The sequence below is a fragment of the Undibacterium sp. GrIS 1.8 genome (genome assembly GCF_040544445.1).
In the GTDB taxonomy this organism is placed as follows: Bacteria; Pseudomonadota; Gammaproteobacteria; order Burkholderiales; family Burkholderiaceae_D; genus Undibacterium.
The window spans coordinates 26359-50446 of sequence record NZ_JBEONQ010000011.1; the positions used below are offsets into that span (position 1 = coordinate 26359).

18 protein-coding genes are annotated in these 24088 nt (G+C 45.8%); 9 read left to right on the forward strand and 9 right to left on the reverse strand.

The features are described 5' to 3' along the window. The first annotated feature begins 22 nt into the window (after window positions 1–22). From AAKU64_RS07060 to AAKU64_RS07095, 8 genes are all read left to right on the forward strand, one after another. Window positions 23–496: a hypothetical protein gene (locus AAKU64_RS07060; RefSeq protein WP_354361916.1), complete on the forward strand. Its 474-nt coding sequence runs from the start codon at window positions 23–25 to the stop codon at window positions 494–496. After that, on the forward strand, window positions 496–2787 hold the full coding sequence (locus AAKU64_RS07065) for a TIGR02594 family protein (protein WP_354335734.1): 2292 nt from the start codon (window positions 496–498) through the stop codon (window positions 2785–2787). The genes AAKU64_RS07060 and AAKU64_RS07065 overlap by 1 nt, the downstream gene beginning before the upstream one ends. Then, window positions 2787–3290: a hypothetical protein gene (locus AAKU64_RS07070; protein WP_354335732.1), complete on the forward strand. Its 504-nt coding sequence runs from the start codon at window positions 2787–2789 to the stop codon at window positions 3288–3290. The genes AAKU64_RS07065 and AAKU64_RS07070 overlap by 1 nt, the downstream gene beginning before the upstream one ends. A 137-nt stretch (window positions 3291–3427) precedes the next feature. Continuing rightward, window positions 3428–4111: a hypothetical protein gene (locus AAKU64_RS07075; RefSeq protein ID WP_354335730.1), complete on the forward strand. Its 684-nt coding sequence runs from the start codon at window positions 3428–3430 to the stop codon at window positions 4109–4111. Between the two features lie 268 nt (window positions 4112–4379). Continuing rightward, on the forward strand, window positions 4380–6248 hold the full coding sequence (locus tag AAKU64_RS07080; RefSeq protein WP_354361953.1) for a type VI secretion system Vgr family protein: 1869 nt from the start codon (window positions 4380–4382) through the stop codon (window positions 6246–6248). Beyond that, complete coding sequence (locus AAKU64_RS07085; RefSeq protein WP_354332116.1) at window positions 6248–7162, forward strand: hypothetical protein; 915 nt, start codon at window positions 6248–6250, stop codon at window positions 7160–7162. The genes AAKU64_RS07080 and AAKU64_RS07085 overlap by 1 nt, the downstream gene beginning before the upstream one ends. Further along, window positions 7159–7773, forward strand: a complete 615-nt coding sequence (locus tag AAKU64_RS07090; RefSeq protein WP_354332114.1) for a hypothetical protein — start codon at window positions 7159–7161, stop codon at window positions 7771–7773. Before AAKU64_RS07085 ends, AAKU64_RS07090 begins: the two co-directional genes overlap by 4 nt. Continuing rightward, window positions 7757–8293, forward strand: a complete 537-nt coding sequence (locus AAKU64_RS07095; protein WP_354332112.1) for a hypothetical protein — start codon at window positions 7757–7759, stop codon at window positions 8291–8293. The genes AAKU64_RS07090 and AAKU64_RS07095 overlap by 17 nt, the downstream gene beginning before the upstream one ends. A 163-nt stretch (window positions 8294–8456) precedes the next feature. Here AAKU64_RS07095 and AAKU64_RS07100 read toward each other — a convergent pair whose 3' ends face one another. From AAKU64_RS07100 to AAKU64_RS07120, 5 genes are all read right to left on the reverse strand, one after another. Beyond that, complete coding sequence (locus tag AAKU64_RS07100) at window positions 8457–9809, reverse strand: DUF3422 family protein (RefSeq protein WP_354361917.1); 1353 nt, start codon at window positions 9807–9809, stop codon at window positions 8457–8459. Between the two features lie 352 nt (window positions 9810–10161). Then, on the reverse strand, window positions 10162–13449 hold the full coding sequence (locus AAKU64_RS07105) for an error-prone DNA polymerase (RefSeq protein ID WP_354361918.1): 3288 nt from the start codon (window positions 13447–13449) through the stop codon (window positions 10162–10164). Window positions 13450–13455: 6 nt separating this feature from the next. After that, window positions 13456–15009, reverse strand: a complete 1554-nt coding sequence (locus AAKU64_RS07110) for a Y-family DNA polymerase (RefSeq protein ID WP_354361919.1) — start codon at window positions 15007–15009, stop codon at window positions 13456–13458. Beyond that, window positions 14936–15217 carry a hypothetical protein gene (locus AAKU64_RS07115; RefSeq protein WP_354361920.1) on the reverse strand — a complete coding sequence of 94 codons (282 nt, stop codon included), beginning with the start codon at window positions 15215–15217 and terminating at the stop codon, window positions 14936–14938. The genes AAKU64_RS07110 and AAKU64_RS07115 overlap by 74 nt, the downstream gene beginning before the upstream one ends. A 78-nt stretch (window positions 15218–15295) precedes the next feature. Next, window positions 15296–15688, reverse strand: a complete 393-nt coding sequence (locus AAKU64_RS07120; protein WP_354361921.1) for a hypothetical protein — start codon at window positions 15686–15688, stop codon at window positions 15296–15298. A gap of 340 nt (window positions 15689–16028) precedes the next feature. On the opposite strand from AAKU64_RS07120, the gene AAKU64_RS07125 reads away from it, so the two are divergent. Beyond that, window positions 16029–16256 carry a hypothetical protein gene (locus AAKU64_RS07125; protein WP_322118420.1) on the forward strand — a complete coding sequence of 76 codons (228 nt, stop codon included), beginning with the start codon at window positions 16029–16031 and terminating at the stop codon, window positions 16254–16256. Window positions 16257–16550: 294 nt separating this feature from the next. Here the strand turns inward: AAKU64_RS07125 and bamE are convergent, their stop codons facing one another. From bamE to chrA, 4 genes are all read right to left on the reverse strand, one after another. Continuing rightward, complete coding sequence (gene bamE / locus AAKU64_RS07130) at window positions 16551–17063, reverse strand: outer membrane protein assembly factor BamE domain-containing protein (protein ID WP_354361922.1); 513 nt, start codon at window positions 17061–17063, stop codon at window positions 16551–16553. Between the two features lie 475 nt (window positions 17064–17538). Next, window positions 17539–18216 (reverse strand): 4'-phosphopantetheinyl transferase family protein, encoded by a 678-nt coding sequence (locus tag AAKU64_RS07135; RefSeq protein WP_354332102.1) that lies wholly within the window; start codon window positions 18214–18216, stop codon window positions 17539–17541. Between the two features lie 4 nt (window positions 18217–18220). Further along, complete coding sequence (locus tag AAKU64_RS07140; RefSeq protein ID WP_354361923.1) at window positions 18221–22288, reverse strand: Pls/PosA family non-ribosomal peptide synthetase; 4068 nt, start codon at window positions 22286–22288, stop codon at window positions 18221–18223. Between the two features lie 325 nt (window positions 22289–22613). After that, on the reverse strand, window positions 22614–23981 hold the full coding sequence (gene chrA / locus AAKU64_RS07145) for a chromate efflux transporter (protein WP_503012694.1): 1368 nt from the start codon (window positions 23979–23981) through the stop codon (window positions 22614–22616). Window positions 23982–24088 lie beyond the last annotated feature (107 nt).

The window sequence follows — 24088 nt, forward strand, 5'->3', positions numbered from 1 at the left end:
GATCCTAATTTTTCCGCTCGCAATGTTTGCCTCGGATGTATTTGCAGCAGACGATATGCGATGGTTTAAAAATGAAACGGCATGTAATGAAGTAAAAATTACGGTTCTCTCTTATTGCCAAAATGACGTAGATGAGATGGTTAATACTTTCTGTGTACAACAAAAACTTATTTTGGAAAATAGTGATAAAAAAATTATGTTATCAAATCTTCTGGAAAAGGAACCATCAAGAAATGAATTCCATTCGGTTCGCTCATTAACTTGCGTAGCCGGAAAAAATAATAAGCCGTATATATATTTTTCTTTAGGCAACGGAGGTAACTGCAATGATTGCGAGGTTCATGCAACCATGGACTTGAATGGCAGATGGAAACACTATGATCGAAAATGGTTCGTATCCGGTAGTGAGCGTAAATATATTGATCGCCAAGAAAAAGTTTGGTGGAAGGAAGATTCTTTTTACTTGAAAAATAAAATAGAAAACGTGGAAAAATAATGCCAAATACACACGTCAATGAATCGATCGATCAAAAAAAAGATCTAAAAGGTAATTCGCGTCGAGGTGGAGATGCTCCACCTGAAATACAACAAAAGATCGTTGATATCATTATTGAAGAAGCTCGTAAGCTTCAATTCAATAATCGTGACATTGCTTACTATATTGCAATTGCAAAGCGAGAATCTGGTTTTAATCCAGATGCTGCCAATAGTGGATCATCTGCGTCAGGTGTTGCGCAGATGCAGGATGATACTGGAACCACATTTGGTCTAAATAAGACCAATCGTTTTGATGCACGTGCCAGTATCAAGGCTGGTTTGCAGTATTTTGAGAAAATTAAAAGAAAAATTATTTCTAAATATGGCTCAGCGAGCGATGATTATGAAACGCTGATCTATTTTTGCTATCACTACGGTGAGTTTGCAATTAACCGCCGTGAAACGGTTAATGGACACGTGGTAGTAAAAGAAGCATTACCTATCGCTACATTAAAGGGTAATCCTAAATATGCAGACTCAAAGACGGTCGTAGACGAGGCGATTCGTATTGAAAAAATTCTAAACGATATACATGGCTTGCAAATTAAACTGACGGATATCCTAGGTAAACCATCCGCGGGTCGAAAAGTGATTGTTGTTCAGAAAAAAGCTGTGATATCGGCTGATACTGAAAGTAAATCACCAGCACCAGCACCAGCACCAGCAGGTCCAGGCCCTAATTCTGGCGGCGATGCAAATGAAGCATCACCGGATAAATTACCAAAAATCTCCGCGACGGACGATCAATCTATGTCTGCGGCAGAGGCAAAGCCGCTATCAACTGATGTAACCGTCGAAACTTCTGTTCCAATTAAGTGGGAGCTTAGTGCGATTGAAATGGTGACCGATGGCGATGGTAACATTCCTGAAATTACATCTGAATCTCAAGAGCCAATTGTGATTCTTATTCCTCGACTTGAATATGAAGCTTATAACGAAGCCGTCGCAAAAAATGAAATTACAGAAGACGGAAATAAGCATAATATTTCGCTAAATAGTGGAGAGGCTGGCTCGTTACCTGCGATAAGATCTCCTGCAGTACTTGAAGTGAAGAAGGTAATTCCCTCGCCTCCTAAACCTAAATTAGAGCCTAAGCCAGCATCGACCAAAAAAGACATTTTTGCTGCAGCAGATGCCAGTGCAAAACAAGCTAAACCGTCTACCCCAACCCCGCATCCAGATATTACATTTAACGATGTACAGATTGCGTTAAAGCAGTTTTTAGGTTGGCCAAACGTCCTCGAAACATCATTTTCTTATATGAAGCAACTCTATACGCGCCCAATGTTACCCGGCAAGATTTTGGATGAAAACATACCGACAAACAAAGGAAAGATTCGAACACAAGTTATTTCAAGTAGCATAAAAAATCAGGATGCAAAGACGCTGACTGTCAAAGATAAAGTAACTACTGCCGCTCAGACTGCTGTGCAAAAAGTTGAACTGACAGGTGACGCGCCTTGGATGAGTTATGCTTTAAAAGAGCAAACGAAATCTAATCAAATAATTAAAGATGGTGCCAGGAGCATGGAAAAAGATGGCACACAAAAAAATGATCCCGATTGGAAGGCAGAGCATCAAAAGCGTAATAATGCTGACGCAGCTATAAAAAAAGCTAAATCCGAGCTTCAGAAGGAAAAGCAAAAAACTGAAAATAGTAAAGATCACAGTAAAATTTTAGAGCGGCAACAAAAAATCGCTGAAAATGAATCTATACGCGAAGAAGCCGATCAAAAAATGCAGGAGATAGAAAAAAAATATAATAACGAAGATATTGTTAAATATCTTCAGTCAACAAATTTAGACAGAGATATGGCTAGGGATGACTCAACCGCTTGGTGCTCATCTTTCGCTAATTGGTGTGTAGAACAAAGTGGTTACCGTGGTAGCAACAGTGCTGCTGCGGAATCTTGGAAAGAATGGGGTGAAGAAATGAAAGAGCCTCGTTATGGTGCAATCGTTGTAGTTACGAGAGCAACCAATCCAACCAAATATCATGTGGGTTTTTTTCTCAACTTTGGGAAAAGAAATATATTAGATGGCGAAGAGGAAATCGAGGTTAAAGGTAAAAATGGCGAATTGATTAAAAAGAAGAAAAAGAAATTTAAGCAAGTTGACGTAGTTAGTCTATTAAGTGGCAATTATTCAGATCAAGTTAAAGAGGGAAATGAATGGACTGTTTTAGCGAGCGAGAACCCTGCGAAACATTTAGTTTCATACAGATGGCCAACTTCAAAAGAAAAAAAATAATGAAGTTTCTACTTATTGTCATTTTTTCGTTTATTTCTTTCGATGCTTTAGCAGAAGAAAACTGTAAGTTTGGTGATGGCAAAACACTCTTGCAAACTTGGAATTCTTTTATTCGAATATCTCTTAAAGGTGAGCCTGAAGAGATCGCTATGTTCTATAAGTTTCCGGTGAAACTATACTCACCTACAGATTCGCGTGGCATAGATGAAAAACCAATTGTGTTAAAAAAAAATATTTTCCTGAAAAACTACAAATCTATTTTTCAAGAAGATGAGTCAGGGCAGGAGATAAATCTTTTTCAAGAAATTAAAAAACTTAAAACACGTGATTACACAAATAAAAATGCTTTTGATGAGAAAGGATGTAGTCAGCTCGCATCTGTTCGAGTTGAGGATTATGTTTTTGTCTGGAGTAAATCCAAGGGTTGGTTAGTTGAATCTGCAACCTATATTGGCTATCAAGATCTTAAGACCCGATTTGAAAAGAAGGATGTTATCCAGTAGATTTTTTTCATTACGGATAGCCTAAAAAATAGGTGCTATACATATGAGTTGAGTTCCTTTCATGTATATATCACAAGCCTTGAAAATTATTATGATAAAAAACTTGAGACCGCCTATAAAAAATTTAAGTATGAAAAATGAATAGTTTGGAAATCTATAAATCAATATTATGCAGTGTTAGTTTAATACTGCCCCAATATGTATTAGCCGCGGATATAACATCATCTGGGAAAAATGAAATTTTCGATAATCCATTTATTGTTACTGGATTTAATCCAAATACAAATGTTGTAACCGGATATGTCTCTGCTTTGAGAACGGCTCCAGGCAAGACTGATGAGTGTAAATTTGTATTTTTTGGACAGGTTAAAAATAAGAATGTAGTTACTGTTTTTGTGAAAAATACGCTTGATCAATCTGCAAATCAAACATCAGTATTAAAGGATATAAAAGCTGAATTAACAGCCGATTTAAAGCAAGAAAAATTAACCTTCAACAAAAAAACGCTACCAGGAGATTGCGAGTGGATATTGCCATTCATTGGTGAACCGAAAGTTATTGAAGAGGATAAGCAGTTGTCAATTCAGATTGATAAAAGTACTAAGTTAGATTTTCTTGGCGTTTATGTAATTCGTTCAAAGCGTACATATTTTCATAAGTTACCAGACGAGGGAAGTATAGAAAAAACGTTTTTAGTTAATGGTGATTTGGCATATGTTTACGAAGAAAAGGAAGATTGGTATTACGTGAAATTTCCGGGACGTAAAAAGGAGACTGTTGGTTGGATTAAGAAATCAGACACAATTCAGTTTGCTAAGTAAATAAAATATTTATTCGTCATTTTTATTTTCTCTTTGCAGCAACAGTTGTTGTAATGATTTTTGGTAAAAATTAGTTCGATAGCCAAAACGCTGTTCATGTATATATTAAAAATATACTCCGGCGATGTATATTTTAATCGTCCATAGAATGATTGGGCGATAAGCTATATTTGGAATAAATAATAGGGGGAGTATATTGAAATTGCCCGGTAATTGTAGATTGTAAGCCTTGCTAATCCAAATAGGAACCTTAGGCAGCCACACGTTAGTGATTGCCGATCACAACGGCGCGTTCCAGCCCAACGTTCAAGCGCAGATCGACTACACCCAACCCGGCGCGATGATGCGTCGTGACAGCATCGACCGCTGGCGCAGCCAACGTCGCTGGCAGACCAACGGCATCGAACTCCAAAGCTGGGACTACCGGCAAATCAACACCCGTCCTCTGCAATCGCACAGCGCCAATGGTAATAACGACGGCAGCGATGGCAACATGCCACTGGTATCCCAAGACACCCCTGGTAGTTACAGCTACGAAAGCAGAGACCAAGGACAACGTATCGCCAATAACCAGCTACAAGCCCTAGAAGCCCACAACAAATTATTTATCGGCGCCGGCACCGTGCGCACCTTATCGCCAGGAACCCGCTTCACCCTCAATGGACAAAGCGCCGCTGAATGGGACCAAAGCGACGATGACCGCAACTTCGTCATCCTCAGAGTCGTCCACCAAGCCCACAACAACCTCAGCGCCGACCTGCAAGCCCATGTCGCCCAAAGTCTCGGCTTGCCACACCAGGATATTGATATCGACACCGATGTAGATGCTGATACTGACACCCATATCCATACCCTAAGTCTCTTCCATAATCTCACCAACGCAGATCAGCAAAAAGGCGAGCGTGCTCTCTACCGCAACCGGTTTGACGCCATCCGCAGCAAAATACCGTACCGCCCGCTAGGCACCGACGCCCATGGCAAACGCCTGCACCCCAAGCCCACCGTACAAGGCCAGCAAACCGCCATTGTCGTAGGCCCCCAAGGCGAGGTTATCCATACCGACCGTGACCATCGCATCAAAGTCCAGTTTCACTGGATGCGTGGCGGTAGTAATGGAAGCAACAGTCACAGCCGACTCCAGCACCCCAATCCCGACGGACACACCGGCGCCCCCGCCAATGACCACTCAGGTACCTGGGTCAGAGTCGCCGCCACGCTCGCCCCCGTCGCTGGCGCCAACTGGGGCAGTCACACCATCCCCCGGATTGGACAAGAAGTCCTGATTGATTTTATTGAAGGCGATATTGACCGCCCACTAGTGATCGGCACGCTTTATAACGGCCAAGGCCAGGCCGACGCCCAATACAACCAACAAGCCCAAGGCACAGGCAGCGCCACCGGCAACGCCCCCGCCTGGTTCCCTGGACAAACTGACGACGGTAGTAATGGTCACGCCCACCCGGCAGCACTCTCCGGCATTAAAACCCAAGCCATGAGCGCCAGCCAACAAGGCACAGGCAGCTATAACCAGCTCGTCTTCGACGACAGCCCCAATGAGAGCAGAACCAGCCTGCAAAGTCACGCCAATCCTCATGAAGGCAGCAGCGAACTCAACCTCGGACATCTGCGTCACCAGACCGACAACCAACGGCTAGGCAAAGTCGGCTTCGGAGCAGAGCTCAAGACCCAGCACAGCGTAGCCGTCAGAGCAGGGCAAGGTCTGCTGATCAGCGCCGACGCCAGAACCAACGCCAGCGGCAGCCAGCTCGACTGCAAAGAAGCCCAAGCTCAGCTAGATAGCAGCCACACCCTGCAACAAAGCCTCGCCCAGACCGCGCAGCAGCACAACGCCAAGCTCAAGGATGACAAACAACAAGACGAACCCGCACCGGAAAAACTCCCCGCCATCCAACAACAAGCCAACACCCTCAAAGTTCTTCAAGCGACGGAGGGCAGTAGCGATAGTAACGCAAACAACGGCGGCCAAGGCAAAGTCACCGCCTACAGCGAACCCCACCTGCAACTCAGCAGCCCCGCTGGCACCCCATATGGTCCGTACAATATTGAAACGTTTCGTGGAGATCCTTATCGTGTTTATAGATACTTTGTTTTGCCAAGCGCTGGAGACTGCAAATAATGAAAATTTTTAGATTCGCTCCATTTTTTATAGTACTTTTTTCAAACGTGTTTAATTCTACATACGCTTATGAAGAAGAGGATGCTGTCCCAATCACGGTCGCTGTATATGCTGATGATGGAAGTATTCAAAAAGTGGCACTCAAAGTAAATGGAAGACATGTAGAGATCAAAACTACTTTAGTAAATGAGACGAGTATAAAAAAAAGACTTGGATTTTTCGCATACACACCATTTTTTGAGCAACTTGGAGTTGCTGAGGAACATGCAGATAAGACTTTTAGTGACATCAAAATCATCTCAGACGGGAAAGCAATTACCCCAATAGCTTATAGGCGTGGATTTTTTCTTGGAAAAGATATCACTAATGAATTGTCTAGAGCTGGAATAAGTCCATTGCCTGACTTAGACGTTAGTGAAAAAAAATTAGCTTTAGTGACTAACCAGCAAGGTTTTCGGCTAAAGGCATGGCAGGGATATGTGTCCTACTCTTGGGCCAATAACTTGCTTCCAAAATCGAATATGGTTTCTGTTGTCGAATATCAGGCATTACCACAATTTGGTCGGGATGATATTACGTCCGATCGATTCAACAGACATGTATTACAACATTGTGGTAATCCTGACGATATGAGGAAATATCTACGACAACTTAACGGTTCTTCAGATGAACTAATGTTTGAGCAGTTTGAGATACCACTTAAGTTTTTCAAGGATCGTCAAATTTCAATTGATATCTCTCAGCCTAAGCAAAATTGGTTAGGCGCCTATCCGATGATTTCCCTTACTTGTGGAGTATCTGAAAAAGTTGGAGACAATTTAAACTTTCAAGGTATGAGAAAAAATTCTGAAAGCTTGATTTCCATTTTAGTATTTTCAAGGTTGGGTGGTGCGATAGAGGAGTTAACTAAATGACGACTACCAGTAAACCTGTATTGAAAAAAACAGCAGACCTTACTCCGGTATCAGATAAAAAGGGAATCGAAATTTTTATTTGTGATCCTGGATGGTTTGATAAAAAACAGAGCTTTAAAATTACAAATGCTCCGACAAGAACATCATCTTTGGACTTGTTTGGTGAGGATTTAAATTTTGTTGCCCGCGTACTTTATGCCGAATCGTCGGGATCCGCTCAAGTCCAAGATAAGGCTGAGCGCTCCAAAGAAAAGGAAGCAATTCTTAATGTTAAACATTTTCGATTAAATAGAGCAGGTTATCCCAATAGAATAAAAGCAAAAACGTTTACTGAAGTTTGTAAAGCACCCAACCAATTTGAATCTGTATATGCATCTTCTAACAAATTTTCCGGATCAGAGACAGCGACTTATCCTAATTTAAAAAAACCAGAATGTGCCGATTTAGCCGAGGCTATTCAAGCCGTAAAACAATTTATTTCATCCGGCCCTAATTCTGAATATATTTACGATAATTTTCGAGGGGGTAAAGGGTCGCATGGAAAAACAATTGGATTGACTAGATTTTGGTTATCAGATGAAGGAAAGAAAATGTATGAAAAAGATGAATAAATTCCTGACTGCCTTGATATTAATTATTTTGCCGATCATAGATATAAATACCCTAGCGGTCGCTCAGGAAACTGAGACGGCTATCTCAGGTACCAAGCAAGTATTTAGATTTGAAGATTATCCCGTTAGTGTTGAACAAGTTAGCGTAGTTAAAAAGCCGATCCTATCTACGAGACTTGCAAAACAATACAAGACTGCTATTACAACAGCGATGGAGCAGCCTGTTAACTTTGCAGGGTATTATCGTGTTGTTACTTGGGGTTGTGGTACTGATTGCAGAGGTTTTGCGATCATTAATAAGCTCACAGGAAAAACCTATACTTTACCTGGGGTTGAGTATGTTGCTGGAGTGATGGGTAATGATGAAGAGCGTTTGGAATACAAAGAAAATAGCCGACTATTTGTTATCACTGGTAGTAAAAATGATAAAAAGGAAGGTAAGTTTTATTATCTTTGGAGCAAAGAAGAGCTTAAACTACTAGCGACATTTCTATTGGAAAAACAAGATTTTTCCGACTAAATTAGTGTTGTCATTTGATTAGCTGAAAGTTCCTCTTTTTCCATATGTATCGCTTTAGATTGAACACAATAGACAAGACTTGACTTCAATCAATTTAAAAATAATAACTTCTCCCCAAAGAACTAAGGTTCCGTAAAAATACAAAGTTGAATGGAGTCGACGATTAGTTATTAGATGACTTTAATTTTTTGTGAAGCTTACTGATGCCGTGCCAGACGCCGAAGGCGACTACTGGTGCCATGACGCCGTTGAGGATGTCGGGGTTGATTGGTAGATTGGCGGCTTTGAGTGCTTTGCTGATGTAGCCGATTAAGCCGATAAGATAATAGCTGAGGGCGACGACTGATAATCCTTCTACCGCTTGTGGTACTCGTAATTGTTGAGCTGAGCGGGCATTGAGTGAGTTCAGGATTTGCGAGTTTTGTCTTTCTTGTTCTATGCTGACGCGGGTGCGTAGCAGGTCGTTACTGCGTGCAATGCGTGTTGCTAAGGTTTCCTGGCGTTGGGTGACTGAGGTGCAGGTATTCATCGCTGGGGTCAGGCGCCTTCCCATAAATTCGGCGAGCATAGGGATGCCTTCTATGCGTCCCTCCCGTAGCTCTTGTATGCGTGATTGCACCAGGTTGAAATACGCTTGTGAGGCAGAAAAGCGGTAGCCATTATTGACGGATAACTTTTCTATTCGTGCGGCGATGCCGGTTATTCTGCGTAAGAGATTTTCTTCTGCATAGCCATTGTCGTCTGGTGATCGGTTACTGTTTATATCCTGATCACTTTGTTCCATAGCGACGATGAGTGTAGCTAGATCTTTTTCTATCGCGGTGAGTTGGGGTTGTGTGGCTTCTGCTTGTGGCAGTGCCAGCAGTGCCATAGTGCGATAGGTTTCAATTTCCAGTAAACGTCCGATTAAGCGTCCGGCCTGAAATTCTTTCAGGTCAATATCGTGGACGACAAAACGACTGAAGCCATCTGGTTGAATCAGAAAATCTGTCCAGACTACGCCGCCGTTGCCTGCGTGGCTGCCGACTAACATATCACCTTCAAAGACATAGCGCATATCGCTTATTTCTGTTGCGGCACGCAGTAAGCTTTTATTCAGGACGACATGCGCTGCGACGATGATTTTTCCTTGTAGTCCGGCCAGCCATTCTTGCGGCACATGCCGCAGTGGTAAATGTTGAAACGCTTGTTGCCAATCAATCCGGTCGGTTCGTCGTTCGACAAAGGTATAAGTGGCAAATTCGGTATGAAATTCCCATTTCAATCGAAAGCGTCCGAAGTCATGAAAGAAATACCTCGCTTGTGAATGGGGACCGGGCACGCCGTAGTGCAGACAAAGCTCTTGCAAGATTCGATGTTGCTGTGCGCGAGGGTTGAGATTGGTCGCATGTGCAGGTTCGATGTAGAGAGCAAAATGCGTTAAGTTTTCTGGTGTTTCTAATTGCAGAAAAGGGCGGGAATGGATTTCTGCTGAAAGTGGAACGCGCAAAGGATGGTTGAGTTTGGAGTAGTCCACCATGTGAGGTAAGTGTCAGGCATACGACCTCCAGTTACTTTGATCTGATGGAACTCTGGGATGGAACTTAAAACTAATTTATACGAGTAGACGTACGCATAAAAGCATGTTTAGGATGACGTACAGGTAAGAATATGCTGCAGTGCAGTATAGGTGTCGCTACACATAACTCCAATAAATAAAATGTATGAACATCATGTACTTGATGAATAATGCCGGTGTTGGTATTTTTATCATCGTGATAATAAACAAGGACTTACGCAAAAATGTTCAAGCAGGGTGTAGCGACGACGACAGTACTCTAGTACGGCTAGGCGCAGCAACATAGCTGGGGTATTTTTGCGTAAGCTCTTTAACAAAAATCTCTGCTGCCAGTTTGTAAAGTACCTAATAGATACGACATATCCACCAAACGTTTTGCGATCAGATGACGTACATCACCTTCGCATTGCCAGATGCCATACACGCCAAGTAATGGCGCATTTAAGACTTCTTGCCGCTGTTGCTCTACCAGACTTGGCCAGATGATGACATTCACTGGGCCGGTCTCATCTTCTATCGTGATAAATAACACGCCATTGGCAGTGCCGGGACGTTGACGTACTGTGACGATACCGCAACCACGGGCAAATTGACCTTGCTGAAATGTATTAAGCATCTCTGCTGGCAAAAATCGTTTGGCTAGTAATTGTGGGCGGATGAGGGCAACTGGATGGCGTTGTAATGTCAAACCCATGGCGTGATAATCACTGGCGATTTCTTGTCCTTCTGTTGGCGTTGTCAGGATAGGTATTTGTTCTTGTACGCTGACGACACGAAGTAAATCTTTATCCGCTACGGCACCTATGGCTTGCCATAGCGCCTGACGTCTGTGGCCTGCCAAGGCAACTAAGGTATTGCCTGCTGCCAGGACTTGCAGATCATGGCGAGATAATTGAGCGCGGCGTGCCAGGTCGTTAATATCACTAAAAGCGAGTTGCTTACGTGCTTGTGTAATGCGCTCTGCTGTTTGCTCCGATAAGCCCGATAGTAGTGACATACCCAGCCTTACTGCTGGATGCTTGCCATCATTTTTTTCTAAGCTGGAGTTCCATTCGCTGAAGCGAATATCGATGTTCAACACGACGACTTGATGTCGCTTAGCATCCTGGATTAATTGTGATGGAGAATAAAATCCCATAGGCTGGGAGTTTAACAAGGCGCATAAAAATACCGCTGGCTCATGACACTTTATCCAGCTACTGGCATAGGCTAATAAGGCGAAGCTTGTGGAGTGACTTTCTGGAAAGCCGTATTCACCAAAACCCAACATTTCTTGAAAAATACCCTCCGCAAACTCCGCTTTATAACCGCGCCTGATCATCGTGTTGACGATACGATCGTGATAATGATCCAACCCCCCTTTACGCTTCCATGCTGCCATGGCACGGCGTAATTCATCAGCCTCACCTGGAGAAAATTCAGCCGCGATCACGGCGATTTGCATGACTTGTTCCTGAAAAATCGGGATGCCTAAAGTACGTCCTAATGCCTCTCGGATTTCTTCATTGGGATAAGTGACTGCTTCTTTATTTTGTCGGCGTTGCAAATAGGGATGTACCATGCCGCCTTGAATCGGACCGGGTCGCACAATCGCGACTTGCACCACAAGATCGTAAAATTCTTTGGGCCGCAGACGCGGCAGCATGCTCATTTGTGCCCGCGACTCAATTTGGAATACGCCTATCGTATCGGCCTTACAAATCATTTGATATGTGAGCGGATCTTCACGTGGAATATCCTGCAAGCGTGATGGTCTGCCGGGTAATGTCGCCATTAAAGCCAACGCTCTTTTTAATGCAGAGAGCATGCCTAAAGCTAATACATCCACTTTGAGCAGACCTAAAGATTCCAAATCATCTTTATCCCATTCAATCACGCAACGGTCTTTCATGGAGGCGTTTTCTATAGGAACTAGCCGCGATAATTTGTCACGTGCAATGACGAAGCCACCGGTATGCTGCGATAGATGGCGTGGAAAGCCACGTAGTTGGCTGGCCAGGCTTGCCCATTGCTGTGCCAGTGCGCCTTCAGGATCAAGTCCGCTTTCAGCAAAACGTAAGAGCAGATCCTGTTTGCTATCAAACCAGCGATGTGATTTGGCGACGGTATCTACTAGCTCCAAATCTACTCCTAAAGCCTTACCAACATCGCGCAGTGCACCACGGGATCGAAATGTATGTACTGCTGCAGCTAAAGCGGCGCGGTTTCTACCATATTTGTTATAGATGTATTGGATCACCTCTTCACGTCGCTGATGCTCAAAATCGACATCAATATCAGGCGGTTCATTTCTTTCCTTTGAAAGAAAACGCTCAAACAACATGGTGCTGCTTTCAGGATCGACTTCCGTAATATGCAGGCAATAGCAGACGACAGAATTTGCTGCTGAACCACGACCCTGGCATAAGATGCCAATTGAGCGCGCATATTTAACGATATCGTAGACAGTTAAAAAATAAGGCTCATAGGCGAGGTCGTTAATCAGATGAAGCTCATAGTCGATACGATCTGCGACCTTTTTTGAGATCCCGTTGGGAAAGCGCTGTGCTGCTCCATACGCTACTTCTTGTTTTAGATAGGCCGCAGGTGTGTAGCCTTTGGGGACTAATTCATCGGGATATTCATAACGCAATTCATCTAAGGAGAATTGGCAGAGTGAGGCGATTTGGATCGTTTCTGCTAATGCCGTTGCTGGATAAATATTTGCCAGACGTAGTCGTGAACGTAAATGCTGTTCTGCGTTGGGCGCCAGATCATAACCACATTCTGCAACCGAGCGTTTAAGCCGGATCGCGGTTAGCACATCTTGCAGTGGCTTACGTGAGCGCACATGCATACAGATATTGCCAGTTGCTACTACAGGGACGCCATATTGATTGGCGAGAGCGACGATTGTTTTACGATGTTGCTCGTCCATCGCCTGATAGAGCAAAGTCAGACTAATCCAGGCGCGTTGAGGGAAATGTGTCTTCATCCAGAGCAGTTGTTTTGTCAGAATAGCTGAGTCGGCGGGATAGTCTGGAACCAGAATCAGCAGACAATCGGGGAGACCTTTCAGATGTGCATAGTCGATCGGAGGATGACTAAAATCCTCTGGGGTTATCAGATAACTGCCCTTGGTAGTACGCGTTCTTGCCAGTGTGATGAGTTCAGATAAATTGCCATAACCTTGCCGATTTTTTGCCAGAGCTATCAGGGAAGGCGGTGGCATAGATTCCTGCTTGTGCGTTTGAGTGTCCGTTTGGAACTCAGCCTGAATCGTCGTAGGATTGTTAGCAGCGCTTTTCATCAAAAAATCAGGAAGCTCAACCGTGCCAGAGAGTTTGAAATAACTACCGACAATCAGAGGCAGCGTGGTTTTTTTCGCCGCGACATGTGCGCGTACAACACCGGCTAATGAGCATTCATCCGTGACTGCTAAAGCGGAATAATTGAGTTGTGCAGCGCGTGTTGCCAACTCTTCTGCATGGGAAGCACCCTGTAGAAAACTGAAGTTGGACTGACAAAACAGCTCGGCATATTCCGGTAGTGCATAAGGCAGTGATAATTGCGTAGACACTGGAGGTGATGTTGGCGGCAATAAGGGTGGATTTGTCATGATGGATCAGCCAAAGACACCATGTACAAACCAGCTGGCATTGGTATCAGTTTGCTCATTTTGCCGTTCACCCAGCCGTTCTCGATAAATCCAATAGCGTACATGCGCTGGATTTTCTGCTACGAAGTAATCACGTGTTACTAACTGCCCATTCCACCAGCCAGCTTCTATTCTTTCTGCACTTGTCAGTAGTTTGAGTGGCGCCTGGTAATAAGGTCTGTGTTGCCGTATTTCGATAGCGATCGCTTTTTCTAATAGCCACATAGGGCGGGATGCCTGTAGGGGTGGTTGCTGTTGTTGACATTGCTTTTCTGTTGCCTGCTGGTGAATCACCGATGTCCAGTGATTTGCTATTTCAGGCCGGTGATCGGCTCGTGGTGCGGCCTGCAAAACCTGATTGTCACCCAAACGTGCTACCAGCAATTCCAGTAAGCGATGGTGATTTTCGGCGTAGGCTTTGGGTTCCGGGAACAGTGTCGCATTGGGGACATGCATTGCTTGAACCTGGCTGGCATCCAAGCTGACGGCGATGACGGGCGCCTCAAGCTTCACTTGTGCCAGACGTTCTTTGAGTAAGCGTACCAGGTGATCTTCGCGCCAGACTGGTTCGGCTAACAGAATACTTAACAGAGTGGGCGCAATAGCTTGCCGGCCACGTTCATGTTCTAGTTGTAAATCGACTTGCGATACTGCGAGTTGCTTTGCCGTCAGCCATCCCATCAATTGTGTTAGCAGACTACGAATAAAAGCCAGGACCATTTCTGCATGTTCTATCCGGTCGGGCATGTCAATACGGACTTTGAACTGAGGCGGAATTGCGATCCACTCGAATAGCTCGACTTGTTCACCATAGGCTTGGTCTAGTACATCGAGAATCTGTTTGCCGCAACGACGTTTCAATCCGGCGCGCGGCAGTTTTTGTAGCGTCCCCAAGTGATCACAGGCAATGCCGCGCAGCCAGTCCAGCCAAGGAGTCGCAGCGGGGAGCAGATGCACAGGCAGACTATCCAGACTTTGCACTAGCTTGTTCAATTTTAAAATTCTTGTTGCCGGAGGTCGTTGCCGTCTACTTTTACTGGAATGCATGTTGAGCTTGTCGGCAGTGCTAGCAGCATTACGTGCAAGCAGCCATGCACCCATCGCGGTTGGTGCGCAACTGAGTGTGATGGTCATTCCCATCACGCGCATGGTTTCTTTAATCCGGCGACATAAGGCGCGGATGCCACCAAACAGCCGCAAGCTCGCTCCGATATCCATCAACAAACAATCATGTCCGGCATAAGCTACTTGCGGCGTGTAGTTTAATAATGCCATCGCCACTTGTTGTAGGGTGCGTGTTTCCAGTGCTGGCTGGCGCTGATAGAACAACGCGGATGGCAGCAACATTTGCAAACCTGCTTTACGCATGCCAATCTGTGCACCGGACTGGCGTGCCAGAGCGGATGCGCAGGTGATCCGGTTTTGCTCCAGCACGACTGTAGCCTGCTCAGTTAACCAGTTCGGACGAAAAATTTCTAGCTGCAACAGTGGCAAGTGCAGGGCGATCCAAAGGCGTGTCATTGATCAATCCGGTAGACAAAACAGGTGAATGAGAGGGGCTTGCTAAGTTAGGCAATAAAAATGAAGGCATCGTCAGAAACAACGGCTGTTCTCGCCGGATGCCGCGTCTTTTGATCAATTGAATTTGTACGCCTTCTAAGGTAGGGGCGACTTGCAGGCGTAATGGCGCAGGTGAGGGTGAGTCGGCACAAGTGCTTGGTCGCATCATGAAAAAAACTGTTTCCCCACCTTGAGCCGCAAGATGCAGACGACGTAAGGCTTCTGAACGGATCTGCGTTTGCCACAATTACAAGGCAGCGCAACTGCCACTACGTAAAACCTGTTCTGCCGCCCACAGAGCATCGGCTTGTTTTTTACTCCGTATCCATACACATTGTGAAAGCGGTATGCCAAATGCATTTAAGGCTAACAATTGCGGCGCATAAGGCGGCTGTATGAATACAATCGAGCCTCCATCTTGTCTGGCAAGTCTGGACAAAACAGGATGCAATAAGCTCAATTCAGCACTACCGTGATGCTGGAGCAGTAACTCAATCAAACAACTTCGCGGCCATCCACCACCGGGTAATTCTGCCGACAGCGCTGGAAAACTGCTTTCTACACAAGCGACATGGCTACGCGCCAACTGCGATGCACGCCACAAAGAGGGATGAATTTGATCTGGGGTGAGGGAAGACATAGATATTGAAATAAACACTTTAATAGATAGGACTTACGCAAAACTGCCTCAGTTGTGTTGCCGCGCTTAAGCGTACTTAAAGTACTGCTTTCGTCGCTGCGTCTTGCCGGGATAATTTTTTATAAGTCCAAATAAATACTGTACGTATATTCAGTATAATATTTAAATCATCTATTTTTCAATCACTTAGCGAAATAAGGAAATAAATAAAATACTGATTGCATATACAGTATTTTGTGCTAAAGTATGTTTTGTCGTATCGCTTTAGCTCTATCGCTTTTTTTATTCAACAAACTTATTACCACTTTTTATTCATTTACTGATTTGGAGACGGTTCAATATGGCACACCTTGATAATTCCTTTGACGGACAATTTAGCTTGCAACTCGCCCCAACATCATTTTTGATGCGATTGGGTAGCCGTGAAATTTTTGTCTGTCGTGATTTCCGCAAACGTTATTACCACGTCAATCCGTTGATGGATTTTTCGACAGGGATAGAGGCGGGACATCTGGAACTATTGTTGTTCCGCAAGTGGTTGATCATCTTCTCTAAAGCAAGATGGTAGTCGGCAGGTGATCACAAGTCACGGGTGTATGTTTCTGCCCTTGCTTCTGATCGTTGGATTAAACCTAGAAACGGCAGTTGGGCGAGTCTGAGTGTGCATTTTTTTCGGTTTTTCCCAGCAAGGCGAGACGCAACCTTCATGTTTCAACTAGGAGCAATGCAGTTGGGAAGCCGAAAAAGTATGCAATCAGATTGGTAGCGCTCTTATCAGAACGGTGACGGTGAAAACACTGACATGAGTCAATTGAATCAACTACTTATTTATACTGACAAGCGGTCAACGACCGTTTCCAGGTTAATGGCGGGATCGACGTTCGCTAGGGTCGCGCAAGGGATCGGGTCCGTTTTCCAACTTGCTCACAATCCCGGCTTGATCAAAATACACAGACATTAGCGAATCCCACACACCGCTTTCTTTGTAGGGATATGACCAGGTTTCTAGTTGTACTCGTGGGAAAAAGCCAGTTTCGCTCGGTGCTCCGATGATTTTTAGTACGCTGGCTTTGTCGGATTGTCCTACTTTGATTTGAGCAAATTTTTGCAGACTTAATACCTGCTCATAAGAGATCAGCTTACCATCAGAGCCGATACGCGCCATGTGTGTTGCCTGTTCCATCCTACCGCGCATGTATTCCAGTAAATGCTGATCACCATCCTGGTAGATATGTGTTGGCTGACCCAATTGTGCGATGACTTCTGCCTCGGTTTGACCGGTCTTAATTGTTCCAACGCCCCAGCTTACACAGGAAGATAAACTGAGTACGGCGAGTAGTAGGCCAAGCATCTTTAATAAGCGTGGGGCTATCATCATGATCTCCATTCTGGCTTTTATCAAGCCAAGCTATTATTTATACTGATGGTGAGTATGTTTTTAACGTCCAATAAATTATTGGACGTTAAGCTATATTTTAAAGAATTAATAGGGGAGTATATTAATTCTGCCAAGCCATTCATATTGCAACATGTGTTTTGATGCTGCATAGGTCACTTAGCGTTAAGCTTAGATCTCTTACCCAATAAATTCCAGTTCTTATCCAGACGATATCTGGTCAATAAGTTGTAGCCATTTTTAAGTTCTGATGTGCGTCTGAACGATTTCAGGCTTTAACCCAGATTTTCCATTGGAACAACGCCAGGCAGTTCGCCAAAGGTGCAATTGTCGCTGTAGCGTTCCCACTCGAATCGCGGTGGTGCTATCCCTCTGAAGACCGCACGCCGTCCGCGTTTTTTGCGAAGTGGTAGCGGTCTAATGGAAAATCTGGGTTTAACTATTTTTACCGTTTTTAAAAGGCGATGGCACCCACATAGCCGGATGGCAAATCTAATAATATCGTTCTGCATTTTTTTAAACGTGCTGCCAGATCAGGATGCCATTCTGATAAAGCCAATCCTTGGGACTTCAGTCTAGCCTCTTGCATAGTCCATTCTTGTGCAAACATCAGCAGATGATGCTGAGCTGTTTGTCCTGCAATTTTCTTATAGACCTCATTGCCTAAATAAAGTTGTGTTACATCCCGCCAATCCAGGGACAAATCGACCCGCATCAGATCAATGCCGATATTTTTTTGAAAACTGATCGCCGCAATAGATAAACCCGGCTCATGACTGATCGACACGCCTAGCGCGATCTCTTGTTCATGGGCATATTTGTCTGTGTCGCTGGAATTAATACGGATACTTAAAGCTTGTCCTGCCGATCCTGCAATTTGCACTTGTTCCTGTGGGATAGAGAAGGCTTGCGAGAGCAGATCCCGCAAGGCGTGGCGTATTTGCAGTCTGGCTTGATTACGCAGCGTAGTTATCTCTGTAACTACAGAAATAACTACGCTTTTGTGTTGATGGAATGCTTCTACCGCTTCTGGCAATAAATCAGGCCAGGAATATACAGCGAACTTGGATGCTGTAGCAACAGTTACCAATGCCGTCGGCATCAGATTGGCCGAGTCTGCGTCAGCCCTCATCTCGTCAGGATTGCGCAATCGCTGCTGGGCAACCGCGCCAGCTGGATTTGGCGGGGATAAATTCGCCCTTCATTACCAGAGTCAGCGCGCCGAGTTTTGCTTCGTCACCCACGACGGCGCTATATAACACCGAGCTGCGGGCACCCATGTAGACGCGTTCACCGATGATGACTTCATCAATCTTCATCACACGGTCTTCAAACAAATGAGTTTGTGGGCAGGCCAGTGCATTAATCTCGCTATATGCACCGATGCTGACGCAATCAAACTCGGTAATATCCGTCGTATCCAGATATACGCCTCGACCAATTCTGGCACCCAACAAATTAAACGCCAGTGGCAACCAAGGCGTGCCGCGCAAATAGCGCATGAAGTTGGGGACAGCAATCCCCTCGTACAAATTGGTAATGCCTTCTGACAGCCAGACAAACGAGGTCCACATTGGCATACTGCTTTTTTTGTAGCGGAAAATGAACAGCCATTTCAAGGCCATGACAAAGGCAAAACTGCCTACGCCATACCAAAGTCCGGCAATCGATAAATAATAGGCGACATCGCCCCAGCGGTCATCACCGGCCAATGGCATCAGATTGAGCACAATGGTGTAGCCAACAGAAATCACCATGGCATGAGGCGAAATAATCCGGAATGCTTCAATCAGACCGCGACCAAGACGACGCATTGCTGATGGGCGGAAGGTGAGTTCTTCGGGAAACCCTTTGACTTCTTCCCGCGCCGGCAAATGCATCGGCGGCGAACCTAACCAGGTATCACCCTCATGCATTTGATCATTGCGCGGCGCGCTGGTGTGGACACCGATCAGAACGTTTTCAGGCAAGATCGTGCCATCAGGAATATACGCACCATTACCGACAAAGCTGCGGCGGGAAATTACTGTTGGCTGCATGCTCATCCAGCCGCCATCAATTTCTTCATCACCTAATAAAACTGCATCAGCAATAAAGGTGTCGTCCCCCAGTGTCAGCATATCCGGGACTACGCCTAAGGCGGTTGAAATCTCTGCGCCACGTCCCACTTTTGCGCCCAATAGCCGGTACCAGTAAGGTGCATACACCGTAGCATATACGCCGTGCAAAACATTCAGACTTGATTCCTGAATCTGATTGACCAGCCATTTGCCGCAATAGGTATTGCCATGCACCTGGTAGCTACCCGCTTTTAATTTCGGCAAAATACTCCAGCGTATGCCTGCCGATAACAGCGCGGTACAGACAATCAAGATCGCCGTAGCGGGGAAGGCGAGGATGAAATACTTGGTCAGCTGGAAAAACATATTATTACTTTGCAACCAAGGCAAACTATCCAGATTGTCAAACCAGTCGATCGTAATAAAGCTAGGGAACACCGGTAAGAAAAAGAGCGCGGTAATCAACAAGCTACCAAAGATAAAAAATACCGCCTCGGTAAAAAATCGTAATTCAGATACTACTGGTCGCGCCGGACGCGATGAAGGATCAAATACACCCACATCAGCCGCAGGCGATCCGCGCCAGATTCTGTCATCGGGAATAGATTGACCTTCGCTCAGTGCAGACTGACCTTCCAGATGGGCGAAATTGCCAAGCGCAGTACCGCCTTCCAGAACCGAATATGAGCCGACATAGGCTTCGTTGCCCAGCGTGATCTTACCTAAGCGCAGCAGGCCGCGTTCAACACGGGCATTTTCAAAATTACAGGCATTGCCAATGCTAGCGCCATCGCCAATCTGCAATAAATCAGGTGAGCGTAAGGTGATCGAGCCGATGTTCACATCCTTACCGATCTTTGCACCCAAGGCCCGCAACCACCAGGCATACATCGACGATCCACTCAGCATGTAGGTCGGTGCTGCTTCTACCAGCCGGTCCGCCAGCCACCAGCGATAATATGTCACACCCCACAACGGATAATTGCCTGCTTTAAGTCGCCCCACGATCAGCCATTTGCCTGCGATCGCGATTACAAACTCAAACAGGGTCAGCAATAAAAAAACACCCACGGATAAAAAGGTTGCACGAATAATCGAGTCGTCGGGATCGCCAGTAAAAAAGTGATAAGCGAAGAAAGGCGCTAACCACTGCATCATGCGCATGGCCACCAAAAAGGGAATCATGACCGCCTGAGCAGCACCACATATCCAACGCTTGACGTCGGATGGCTGCTCCCACGTGGTGTGAATACTTTCTGAGGTAATCGCGCCGGCAGTCATGACGCCAGCAATTGTCCCGACCAGCCGTGATTGATAGATGTCACTGATTTTGAAATAGGCATATCGGGCGTCTGCTCGCAGCATCGACACCAGACGTGCTGCCAGCAAGGAGTGACCACCCAGATCGGAGAAAAAATCGGCGCTTCTGCGGATTGCTTGTCCGGGCAAAAGTTTATTTAAGGCCACAAATAAAATTTCTTCCGCCGGAGTTTCTGGAAGATCGGATTCTTCCGTGCTCACCGTTTCTGAAAGCGCCTGTGCTTTCAGTGTCTTTCTGTCGATCTTGCCTGAAGTGAGCCTTGGCATTTCGCTCAAAAATTCATAACGGCTTGGTACCATATAAGCAGGTAAACTTGTCAACAGGGCTTGTCGTAAGTCGCTTGGTTTGATGACATGGGAAGATTCGCTCACAATAAAAGCGATCAGCTGATCAACGCCTTGCTCTGATCGCAAAATAACCGCGACGGTACCAACACCCGCTTGCTGCGCCAGTACGGCTTCTATCTCACCCAACTCAACCCGAAAACCACGAATTTTGACCTGATCATCGGCACGTCCCAGACATTGGACCGAGCCATCTTCCGCAATACGTGCCAGATCACCCGTTCGGTATAGCCGCTGATCATTGAGACTGTTCGATGGAGCAGACCAAGGATTGGCGATGAATTTTTCTGCCGTCAGATCAGGTCGCCCCAGATAACCATCAGATACGCCTGGGCCAAAAATACATAGCTCCCCGGTTTCGCCACGGGCTAATAGCCGCAAGCCTTTTTCCACATCCGCATCAATCACCAGCAGACCGTAATTGGGTAGCGGGTGACCAATCGTCACTGGCATATCTGGCTGTAATACTGCCAGACTGGCGGATACCGTTGCTTCTGTCGGGCCATAGGTGTTAAACATCTGGCGGCCGGGCTTGCTCCACTTGGCAACCAGGCTTTCCGGACACATTTCACCACCCAGATTGATCAGGCGCAGGCTAGGCACATCCTCATTAAATAGTGCCAGCAAAGTCGGTACTGCATGCAAAACAGTGACCTGATTTGCGATCAAGGCCATTGGTAATGCATCCGGATCGACTGCGATTTCTTTCGGCGCTATCCATAAAGTCGCACCGACCAGATAGCTGATCCAGATTTCTTCAAATGACATATCAAACGCGACTGAAAATCCTTGATACACCTTGTCTGCGCTGGTGATGCCTAAAACCTGATTTTCACTCCGCAAGAAATGGCAAATGCTGCCTTGGGTAATCGCAATCCCTTTTGGCTTACCTGTAGAACCCGAAGTGTAGATCACATAGGCCGGATCGGTTGGAGCAGTCGCTTGGCGTCGCAGAAGAGGTACGTCGATGGCCGTCATCAACTGCGTTGCAGTCCAGATATGGCAAGCAGGTGGTAGCTGGTGTGCTGTTGATGTAGTTGAGGTAGTCGAACGTAGCTGAGATGCGAGAGCATCTGTCGTCAGTATTCCAAATGCCTGCGCGTCATCCAGACAAACAGCAATTCTGTCAACGGGCACATCGGCATCAAACGGTAGCCAGGCAGCTCCGGCTTTGGCGATGCCTGCTTGCATGACTAATAAATCAATACCACGCGGTAGCCATAAGCCAAGAATGTGTCCCGGCCGGACGCCTGCCGTGATCAGGTGCGACGCAACCAGATCGGCTCGCTCGTTTAAAGCGCGATAACTCAGTGCCACCTTCGCAAAAATCAGAGCAGTCTTATCGGGGTGGGCGAGAGCGGTGGCTTCTAGCAGGTCTGCCAATGTTTCTTGGCGTATCAGTTCTGGTGCAAAAGCACCGTAAAGAATAGGGGAGGTGTTATCAATCGCTGGCACGTCAGACATACGGTGTTGAGACATAAATCGCAATGCAAAATAGGTAAATGCGAAGTTAAAATTAGACTAACTTCTTCTATGCGAAGTTTATCACCCACGATGCAGAGCGATGCAAAAAAATAATATAAAGAATGATGTGCTGTCGCCTTAAAAAAACATTGACAGATCACGCCACTTCATCAGATCTAGGGTGAGCAATGTCTCAACATAATTGACTCAACCGAAGGCTTATATGGCTCAATCTATCTATAAGTAGTAATTTATACTTGGTGGTAGTATATTTAAATGTCCAATGAGTGTATGGACATCAATGGGTATTTTGGCATATACCCCCATAATTTCTGAATTTTTATTTTATGAGCGTTGGAATATATTGCAGCGCCAAGCCAAGCAACGCACAACCGATAATCACGTGAATCACATTACGTTTAAATCTCAGTAAGGCAATTGCAGCACCAAGCCCGATCAGCGCCGATATCATATCTAATTTGCCACTGAACCCATCAGGCCACAGCACATGGTAAGCAAAGAACAACGCCAGATTGATAATCACACCAACCACTGCGGCGGTAATGGCCGTCAACGGTGCCGTCAGCTTCAATTGATTGTGGGTTGATTCAATAAAAGGACCACCTGCCAGAATAAAGATAAATGATGGCAAAAAAGTGAACCAGGTCACCAGACTCGCTGCCACTGCACCTGCGAGAAACAGATGCTCAGTTCCTAACAGAGCTCTCACATAGCCACCGACAAAGGCCACAAAGGCTACCACCATGATCAAGGGGCCCGGCGTCGTTTCTCCCAGCGCTAGCCCGTCGACCATTTGTGACGCACTCAGCCAGCCATAATGCCCGACCGCACCCTGGTACACATAAGGCAGCACCGCATAAGCACCACCAAAAGTGAGCAAAGCCGCTTTAGTAAAAAACCACGCCATCTGGGTATAGGGATGCTCCCAACCGAACAGCGTCCACAATAAGGCCATTGGCACACTCCACAGCACCAAACCTGAGACAGCAACTTTACACAAACCCCTCCAGCTGAATAAAGCATGCGCAGGTGTCGCAGTATCGTCGTCAATCAATGCAGCACCAACATGTTTTTGCGCTGCGCCATGACCGCCACCGGTTTGAAAATACTGCGGCATAAAGCGTCCGCCTAGAAAGCCAATAACAGCGGCAATCAATACAATCAAAGGGAAGGGCATATCAAGCGCAAAGATTGCGACTAAAGACGCTGCGGCGATTGCCCACAACACAGGATTTTTTAAGGCACGCGAGCCAATGCGATGCGCAGCCTGTACGACGATGGCAGTTACAGCAGGTTTAATCCCATAAAACAAACCAGCCACCAGCGGCATGCTGCCAAAAGCGATATAAATCCAGGATAAAAAAATTAGAATAAATAGCGATGGCAACACAAACAACACGCCGGCGATCACGCCGCCCCAAGTACGATGCATCAACCAGCCGATATACGTAGCGAGCTGCTGTGCCTCCGGACCAGGTAGCACCATGCAGAAATTGAGTGCATGCAAAAACCGCTTCTCGCTAATCCATCGCCGGTTTTCTACCAGTTCCTGATGCATGATCGCGATCTGGCCTGCCGGGCCGCCAAAACTGATGAAGCCCAGTTTTAACCAAAACCGGAAAGCCACCCAAAAGCTCACCGACATTGGAGGAGTATCGGTACGGAGAATGGGATTGACCGGTGGCATAAGTGTTTTGATAAATATAGGACCTACCCAAAACTGCCCCAGCTGCGTTGAATCGACTAGCTAAAGTACTGTCTTCATCGCTGCGACTTGCTGGGATGATTTTGCCT